Consider the following 6,871-nt stretch of genomic DNA (forward strand, 5'->3'; position numbering starts at 1 on the left):
ATAAAAATTCCGACAGCGCAGATATGCTCTTTTGCTTCAGCCACATTCGACTGATTTCGGTAAGGTTGAATTTTGCCCCGAGAATCAAAGCTGATGCAATCAGCGTCAAATTTTGGAACTGGATATTAGTAAGCTCGGGTTTTAAAAATGAGAATCCGGTAATTATGAAGGCTGGCTTGCAGACACACGGTATATTCACCCGTAACTCCTTAATTGAATAATAACCTTCATATTATTTCATTCTTCGATTCTTTTGTCTTTAACTGTTTTCCGAAAACTCAAGTATATAAAAAGTACAAAAAATACTATGGGTATGCTTTTTATATAGGGAAGAAAATTTAAACCGTTTATTTATTCTCGATACGAAAGACGGCATATCGCCGGCTAATTCACCGGGTGGCATACAGCCACCCGGTGAATTTGAAGTATGCGCTATTTTAAAATCCGGATGTCAACGTCATCAAATCCTTTCATTAATTCAATGAAGCCCGGCACTTGATCCGCTTCGCTGCTTGTCGTGTGATAGGGATAAACTAACCTGGGCTTAAATGCCTTAACGGCATCGGCCGCCATTGCTGAATCCATGGTATATGGCAAATTCATCGGAATAAAGGCCGCATCAATATTTTCCAAGGCTTTCATCTCCGGCGTATTTTCGGTATCCCCTGCCACATAAATGCGTTTATCTGCGAATGTGAGGATGTATCCGTTGCCTTCTCCCTTGGGATGAAAGGGCGTACCGTCTTCACGCTTATGGACCAGGTTGTATGCCGGGACGGCCTCAATTGAAAATCCACTTACTGTTTTTTTGTCCCCATTTGCCATAAGGATCGGAGACCAATTCATGGCTTCGATTTGTTCAATGCATTTTTGAGTCATCACAACAACGGTGTTGTCTTTTAAAATTTGCTCCAAAGCCGCTATATCCAAGTGATCTCGGTGATGGTGCGTAATCAGGATCAGATCCGCTTTGGGTAGAGATGAATAGTCTCCAATCTTTGTCCATGGATCGACATGAATTATTTTCCCACCATATTCAAACATGAGGGTGCCGTGGCCAATCAAGGTTATTTTCAAATCGCCTTTAACCGTTGGAATTATGTCTGTTTGGGCTGCTTCAGTATAAATTCCCATTCCGAATACAAATACCAATGAAACCAGGCCTATCAATAAAAATCGCATCATTTTCTTCTCCATCTTAATTCAAACATATGGCATCATAGAAAACAGATACTTTCACCAGAAGAAAATTGCCGGATGCCGTCAAAGCCGTTTGTGCGTGTGAATCTTATCCACGTTACATAAAACAATTTGAAAAATCAATCATCTCGCTCATTGTGCAGCTGCCGTTGGTACGATATATAGCACGGAAACTAAAATTCAAAATTGAGCAGAATTGATATGAGTGAACATGTGATTGAGAATATAAAAAAATACTACCTTGAAATGCTGCCGTTCAACAAGGTTCTTGGCATTGATATAAAAAATCTGGATTACGATTCAGGAGAGGCTGTTACCACCTTTGAGATGAAGGCGGATCTCATAGGAAATTCATCTGCCGGTATTCTGCATGGAGGTGTCACCGCATCAGTTCTTGATTTGACCGGCGGGCTTTCCGCACTGATTTCCTGTGCAAAATTTCAAGAAGGTAAATCTTTTGAAGAGATCAGTCAAAAACTTGTCGAATCAGCCACGATTAATATTCGGGTCGATTATTTAAGGCCGGGCAGGGGAAACGCCTTCGAATGCAGAAGCCGAATTATCAGGGCCGGCAGACGGATAGTGGTTGCAAAAATTGACCTTTACAATGAACAGGATGTCCGGATCGCCACGGGAACCGGCACGTATCTGATTGGCTGAAAAAAAGGGGAGGGGATATGAAACCTTGTCGCGAATGCCGGCACGAGATATCCGAACAAGCGATGGCTTGTCCGCAGTGCGGAGCTGATAAGAATGTTCTAACGTCATAAAAAAAGATTAAAAGACAATGGGATTGGTCTTATAATATGAATAAAAATGATATTTTACGCAGGATTCGATATATTTTTGATCTCAGTGATGCAGAAATGATCTCTGTTTTTGGACAAGCCGACTATGAGGTGTCACGGGGTCAGGTCAGTGATTGGCTGAAAAAAGATGATGACCCCGCCTGTAAAAAATGCACGGATACAGAATTGGCTATTTTTTTGAATGGATTCATCAATCATAAACGGGGGAAAAGAGAGGGCTCTCAACCTGAACCAGAGCAAATATTAGATAATAATGTTATTTTAAAAAAGCTTAAGATCGCTGTAAATTTTAAAGCAGAAGATATGATCAGAGTTTTATCCCTGGCTGGTCTGCAAATCAGCAAACATGAATTAAGCGCCTTTTTTCGAAAACCCGGGCACAAGCATTACAGGGAGTGCAAAAACCAGATGTTGCGTAATTTTTTAAAAGGGCTTCAGCTTGAGTTAAGGCCTGGAGAGGATGAGTCCGAAGACCCCTGGGGCAACTTGCGATAGCCATAAAGATCAAGCGAAAAGGCTTTACTATAGTTTGGGTTAACTATAAAGACAAAGGGTACTACATGAAAATATGGGTGGATGCAGATGCATGCCCAGGAGTGGTTAAAAATATCTTGTTCAGAGCAGCCGATAGGACCCGTGTGGCGTTAGCCATGGTTGCCAATCATCCCATAAAAATACCCCAGCGGAACTATATTACATTTTTCCAAGTCCCCGGAGGGTTTGATGAGGCGGACAACAGGATTCTTGAGTTGCTTGATAAAGGTGATCTGGTGATTACTTCTGATATACGTTTGGCGGCTCAGGTTTTAGAAAAAGAGGGTCATGCCCTTAATCCCAGGGGGCATCTCTATTCTAAAGAATCGATTCAGGAACAGATTAGAATGAGGGCGTTTAAGGAGAGTTTGAGGGACAGTGGAATTGATACCGGCGGACCGGCTGCGATCAATCAGAAGAATTTGAGTAATTTTGCCAATCATTTAAATAAGTGGATATCCAATATTTGAATGACAATCTTACGGCTATTCATAGATGGTAGTGTGAATCCCAAATCAAAAGTCGGATATGGGGCATACCTTGCTGGTCTTTTTGAGGAACCGTATTCAGGCTCCTTTAAGGTAAATGTTAAGCTAAAAAAATTTGAGCAGACCAGTTCCGCTAAATTGGAAATTCAGACCCTGATCTGGGCATTGACTTCAATTCAAGAGCCGGACACCAGAATTATTGTGTATACCGATTCCCAGAACATTATCGGACTGCAGGCAAGGCGTGGGCGATTTGAGAACAATGATTATTTGTCTAAAAAAAACAAGCCCATTAAAAATAGGGCGCTGTATCAAGAATTTTTCTTTTTATCAGATCAACTGGCTTGTGAATTTAAAAAAGTTGACGGCCATAAGCCATCTATATTGAAAAATGATACGGAACGATTTTTTACATTGGTAGACAAAGCATCAAGAAAAGCTTTGAGACATCATTCGGCAAATGCATTGAAAACGTTAGCAAAAGCCCCCGCGTCTCATGCCGGCTGTTAGACCTAAAAGTGAGAGAAAAATGTCACCATATATTGCTTCGGCCATTTTATAAACCTTGGATACTTTTTGCTCGGGGCATTTTAACCGTGGCCAGGTGAGACTGGAAATAAAGCTCTGCTTGACAGGGGAATATGGATTCGGTTAAGGGAGCCCTGAACAGAATTTACATTTTATTGACAGAATTTTAACCCATAGGATAGTCAAGTGGCCCTTAAACCCACCATTTTTAAAGCAAATATCACCTTGGCCGATGTGGACCGAAATGTTTACGATACCCTGAATCTTACCCTTGCCCAGCATCCTTCTGAATCTGTTGAGCGCATGATGGCAAGAGTGATCGCATTCTGCATGAATGCCACTGAAGCCCTGACCATGACCCGGGGACTTTCCACTGTGGAGGAGCCGGATATCTGGGAGAAAACCCTGGATGGCAGGATTGCCCTCTGGGTTGAGGTGGGAGAACCTTCCTTTGACCGGATCAAAAAGGCCGGACGGCTCTCTTCTGCGGTGCGGGTATATTCCTTTAACCTCAAGTCAGACAGCTGGTGGAAGAAGGAAGGGGAAAAGTTCCAGGGGTTAAGTGCGGAGGTCTTTCAGCTCCAATGGAAAGGCCTACAGGAACTGGCTGGATTGGCCAACAGGACAATGGACCTTTCCGTTACGGTTTCAGACGGTGTTATTTATGTTTCCGGGTATGCTGGGGCGTGCGAAATTTCCTGGAAACCCCTTAAGGCGAATTAGCAGGGGCAAGGGCCTTGCGGATTCTATTGGCCAGCTGGCGGCTGGAAAAGAGTTTCTGGATAAACATAATTTCTATGGTATCCGTTCAGATGAAAAACATAGGCTGACCGACATGTAGTCCTCCTCTTCAACTGCAGCAGTCAAAATTCGAAATCTGGGTCATTTTAGAACCCAGAAAAACAGGGATAGTCTGCGGTAGTCGTTCCCTCCAAAAAAGAACCCTGTTTTTGAGGTAGTCTGCTCTATCTATGTTATTTTTAGCCTGCCAAAATCGACCTCTTTTCAATCCATATTTCAAGGATTTTCCCCCAGGTGATTCTGGTGGTAAATGATCCCAAAGATTTTTTGGGAATGGATGCGTTGGTTGTTACGGATATTAACCCGTCCCGGTGTTCCCTGGCAGGACTTCACGCAGGTCTTTTTTACGCCGATTATGATTGGAGTTATGTCACGGTCTGCGATCTGCCCTTTGTCAGTGAGAAAGTTATCAGGCATCTTTTGAGACAGCGGGACGATGATAAACAGATTATCATCCCCAAAACCTAAGGCGGCCTTGAAATGCTGTGCGCCCTCTATCATAAATCCTGCCTTTCCCCGATTGAAACCAACCTGGAAAAAAAGGTAGTTAAGATCAAAAAAATTTTAAAGCCGGAAAACAGTATACAGATCCCGCCTCGGGAACTGGAGCCTCTGGACCAGGACATGATGTTTGCATTTAATGTAAATACGTTACAAGATCTTGAAACTGCCAGAAACTGGCTGCGAACCCAGGGTGGCCGCAAAGCAGGCAAGAACGGTGATCCAGTTCAAGAAAAAAGTCAAAGTCCCCCCCCCTTAGGGATAAACCGTTGACGCCGGTTACAGTCCCCAATGATGTCATCTCATTTGCGCTTTCGGACCATGCCCATCATGCTGCCGTTTAAAAGCGTGGTTAAAAACGCATCAATTCGATTGGAGGACCGTCTAAAGGGTGCTGCAATTGCAGTTCATCGCTTCTTTAAAAAAATCGAGTTCATATTGTGTTGATTGCATGAAAGCGTTCAACATTTTTTGATATAGTTCTTCATCGGCCTCTGATGCCACCCGCTCTACAATATCAATAAATCTTTGTGTATATTGTTCGTATGCTTCACTGTGATAGGTGTCGATCCACATCTGGTAGGCGTTGGGGACTTCCGCAATGGTCAAGATATGATTGCCGACGCTGTTATAGACCCAGAAACAAGGTAAAAGAGCCGCGGCAGCAATCCCAAACGCAGAATTTTTACTGTGGTCGAGCAGAAAGGCTGTGTATTTTTCAATGGCAGGAGACTTTTCTTCAGCCGCCTTGATATTAAAATAGCCCAGAAACTCATTGTGAAGGGCCCGTTCAATGTCCAGTCCATCTTTGGCCAACAATTTAAAGAATTGCTTTTCAGATGTGTTGGGCGCTTTTTCGGCCAACAGATCCAACGCCAGATTGTCATCCTTGAGATAGAGGATATCCTGGGACAAAAAATGTGCAAAACTATTTTTATCCAAGGTACCTTGGGCAAGTCTGACAACAAAGGGATGAGAAACTGTATCCGCATAAATGCAAGCAACCGCATCCCACATCTTTTGGGTCTGTTTTCCTGCCGCTTTCATATTCTTCATCCCTCCTGATTCTGCTGTTGTTATTTTTTTAAGGCACAAATGGCGACATAGTCACCGCCGTCAAAGCCGGGGATGGGTTTTTCTTCCACGTTGTTTGAGTACAGCGGATGCTTTGTCAGGGTTTGTGCAAAATCAAAGTCTTGAAATCCTGCTGCTTCCAGCATCTCGACTTTCTCAGCAGTTGTACGCCAGTTGGCAACCTTTACAAATTCTATTGGGTACGGGTCCCTTGGGTGAATGCCTTCCAATAGTGGATGATCCCATGTTCCCAAACTTTTTGCCAGGTTATACATGGTTGCATATGATCCTTCCTTGGGCACATCAATCACCACGATTTTACCGTTTTTTCTCAACGCAGCATATGCCTTGTGAAACACGGACTGCAGGTCGTTGATATAGCTTGGCGTGCCGTTGAATAGAATCGTATCGTATTGCTCTTGGCCCAGATCGGCATCTTCGGCTGTGGTGACGTCAACAGTCAGCCCGCGTTTTCGTGCAATATCGGCCATTCCGTCCGATGGTTCAAGACCGTACTGAATGGGAATATTAAAATCTTTTTTCAGTATTGATTCAAAAAGACCGCTTCCGCACCCCACAGAAAAGGTATCACCCGCATCTTTCAAAAAATGAGCGACCAGATTCACTTCTGAATTCAACAGATTCATATTGTCAAAAAACCAGGCATCATATGCCTGTGCAAATTCGTCAAAACTTCTCTTTTTATCCATGCTGCCCTCCAAACAAAAACCGTTAGCCCAAGTTTTCGATTGCAAATTATAACTTATTGTAATCACGCGGATTGTTGTTTTTAAGTTCCTGGTTATGGCACTACTTTTGTCTAAAAATGTTTTTAATCACCGGCCCTGGATATAAACCTATCTCCAAAGCTTTATAAATTTTTTGTTGTCTGGGTTCTGGTCGTGTGCTTTTTCTGATATGAACGGTTTGACCATC

The 6,871-nt window shown here is 43.1% G+C and carries 11 protein-coding genes; 7 read left to right on the top strand and 4 right to left on the bottom strand.

The window, feature by feature from the left end; genetic code table 11:
* Both B147_RS32265 and B147_RS0104195 read right to left on the bottom strand, forming a co-directional pair.
* Positions 1-199 (bottom strand): hypothetical protein (locus B147_RS32265; RefSeq protein WP_026259792.1); only part of this gene is annotated, 199 nt, incomplete at its 3' end.
* Between the two features lie 233 nt (positions 200-432).
* Positions 433-1,185 carry an MBL fold metallo-hydrolase gene (locus tag B147_RS0104195; RefSeq protein ID WP_020585991.1) on the bottom strand — a complete coding sequence of 251 codons (753 nt, stop codon included), beginning with the start codon at positions 1,183-1,185 and terminating at the stop codon, positions 433-435.
* A 216-nt stretch (positions 1,186-1,401) separates the two neighbouring features.
* Between B147_RS0104195 and B147_RS0104200 the strand changes: the two genes are divergently transcribed.
* The 7 genes from B147_RS0104200 to B147_RS32730 all read left to right on the top strand — a co-directional run bounded on the left by B147_RS0104200 (position 1,402) and on the right by B147_RS32730 (position 5,134).
* On the top strand, positions 1,402-1,860 hold the full coding sequence (locus B147_RS0104200; RefSeq protein WP_020585992.1) for a thioesterase family protein: 459 nt from the start codon (positions 1,402-1,404) through the stop codon (positions 1,858-1,860).
* Positions 1,861-2,006: 146 nt separating this feature from the next.
* The gene (locus B147_RS0104205; protein ID WP_020585993.1) at positions 2,007-2,504 is read left to right on the top strand and encodes a YehS family protein; all 498 of its coding nucleotides are present in this window, start codon (positions 2,007-2,009) and stop codon (positions 2,502-2,504) included.
* Between the two features lie 65 nt (positions 2,505-2,569).
* Positions 2,570-3,013, top strand: coding sequence for a YaiI/YqxD family protein (locus tag B147_RS0104210; protein ID WP_020585994.1), 444 nt, complete (start codon positions 2,570-2,572; stop codon positions 3,011-3,013).
* Positions 3,014-3,541 (top strand): ribonuclease HI, encoded by a 528-nt coding sequence (locus tag B147_RS27365; RefSeq protein ID WP_033396865.1) that lies wholly within the window; start codon positions 3,014-3,016, stop codon positions 3,539-3,541.
* A gap of 204 nt (positions 3,542-3,745) precedes the next feature.
* The gene (locus B147_RS0104220; RefSeq protein WP_020585996.1) at positions 3,746-4,282 is read left to right on the top strand and encodes a YaeQ family protein; all 537 of its coding nucleotides are present in this window, start codon (positions 3,746-3,748) and stop codon (positions 4,280-4,282) included.
* Positions 4,283-4,582: 300 nt separating this feature from the next.
* Positions 4,583-4,828 carry a molybdenum cofactor guanylyltransferase gene (mobA, locus tag B147_RS32725; RefSeq protein ID WP_342662098.1) on the top strand — a complete coding sequence of 82 codons (246 nt, stop codon included), beginning with the start codon at positions 4,583-4,585 and terminating at the stop codon, positions 4,826-4,828.
* Between the two features lie 12 nt (positions 4,829-4,840).
* Positions 4,841-5,134: a hypothetical protein gene (locus B147_RS32730; RefSeq protein ID WP_020585998.1), complete on the top strand. Its 294-nt coding sequence runs from the start codon at positions 4,841-4,843 to the stop codon at positions 5,132-5,134.
* A gap of 111 nt (positions 5,135-5,245) precedes the next feature.
* Here the strand turns inward: B147_RS32730 and B147_RS0104230 are convergent, their stop codons facing one another.
* Together B147_RS0104230 and B147_RS0104235 are read right to left on the bottom strand one after the other, a co-directional pair.
* Entirely contained in the window at positions 5,246-5,917 is a 672-nt protein-coding gene (locus tag B147_RS0104230; protein ID WP_245568921.1) for a TenA family protein, read from the bottom strand.
* 20 nt (positions 5,918-5,937) lie between these two features.
* Positions 5,938-6,645, bottom strand: coding sequence for a class I SAM-dependent DNA methyltransferase (locus B147_RS0104235; protein ID WP_020586000.1), 708 nt, complete (start codon positions 6,643-6,645; stop codon positions 5,938-5,940).
* Between the last annotated feature and the right edge of the window lie 226 nt (positions 6,646-6,871).

The sequence above is a fragment of the Desulfobacter curvatus DSM 3379 genome (assembly GCF_000373985.1).
In the GTDB taxonomy this organism is placed as follows: Bacteria; Desulfobacterota; Desulfobacteria; order Desulfobacterales; family Desulfobacteraceae; genus Desulfobacter; species Desulfobacter curvatus.

Bases quoted from the DNA above. Each gene is read 5' to 3' on its own strand.
- B147_RS0104195 (WP_020585991.1), bottom strand. From the start codon at position 1,185: ATGATGCGATTTTTATTGATAGGCCTGGTTTCATTGGTATTTGTATTC.
- B147_RS0104210 (WP_020585994.1), top strand. From the start codon at position 2,570: ATGAAAATATGGGTGGATGCAGATGCATGCCCAGGAGTGGTTAAAAAT.
- B147_RS0104235 (WP_020586000.1), bottom strand. From the start codon at position 6,645: ATGGATAAAAAGAGAAGTTTTGACGAATTTGCACAGGCATATGATGCC.
- B147_RS0104200 (WP_020585992.1), top strand. From the start codon at position 1,402: ATGAGTGAACATGTGATTGAGAATATAAAAAAATACTACCTTGAAATG.
- B147_RS32730 (WP_020585998.1), top strand. From the start codon at position 4,841: ATGCTGTGCGCCCTCTATCATAAATCCTGCCTTTCCCCGATTGAAACC.
- B147_RS0104205 (WP_020585993.1), top strand. From the start codon at position 2,007: ATGAATAAAAATGATATTTTACGCAGGATTCGATATATTTTTGATCTC.
- B147_RS27365 (WP_033396865.1), top strand. From the start codon at position 3,014: ATGACAATCTTACGGCTATTCATAGATGGTAGTGTGAATCCCAAATCA.
- B147_RS0104230 (WP_245568921.1), bottom strand. From the start codon at position 5,917: ATGAAGAATATGAAAGCGGCAGGAAAACAGACCCAAAAGATGTGGGAT.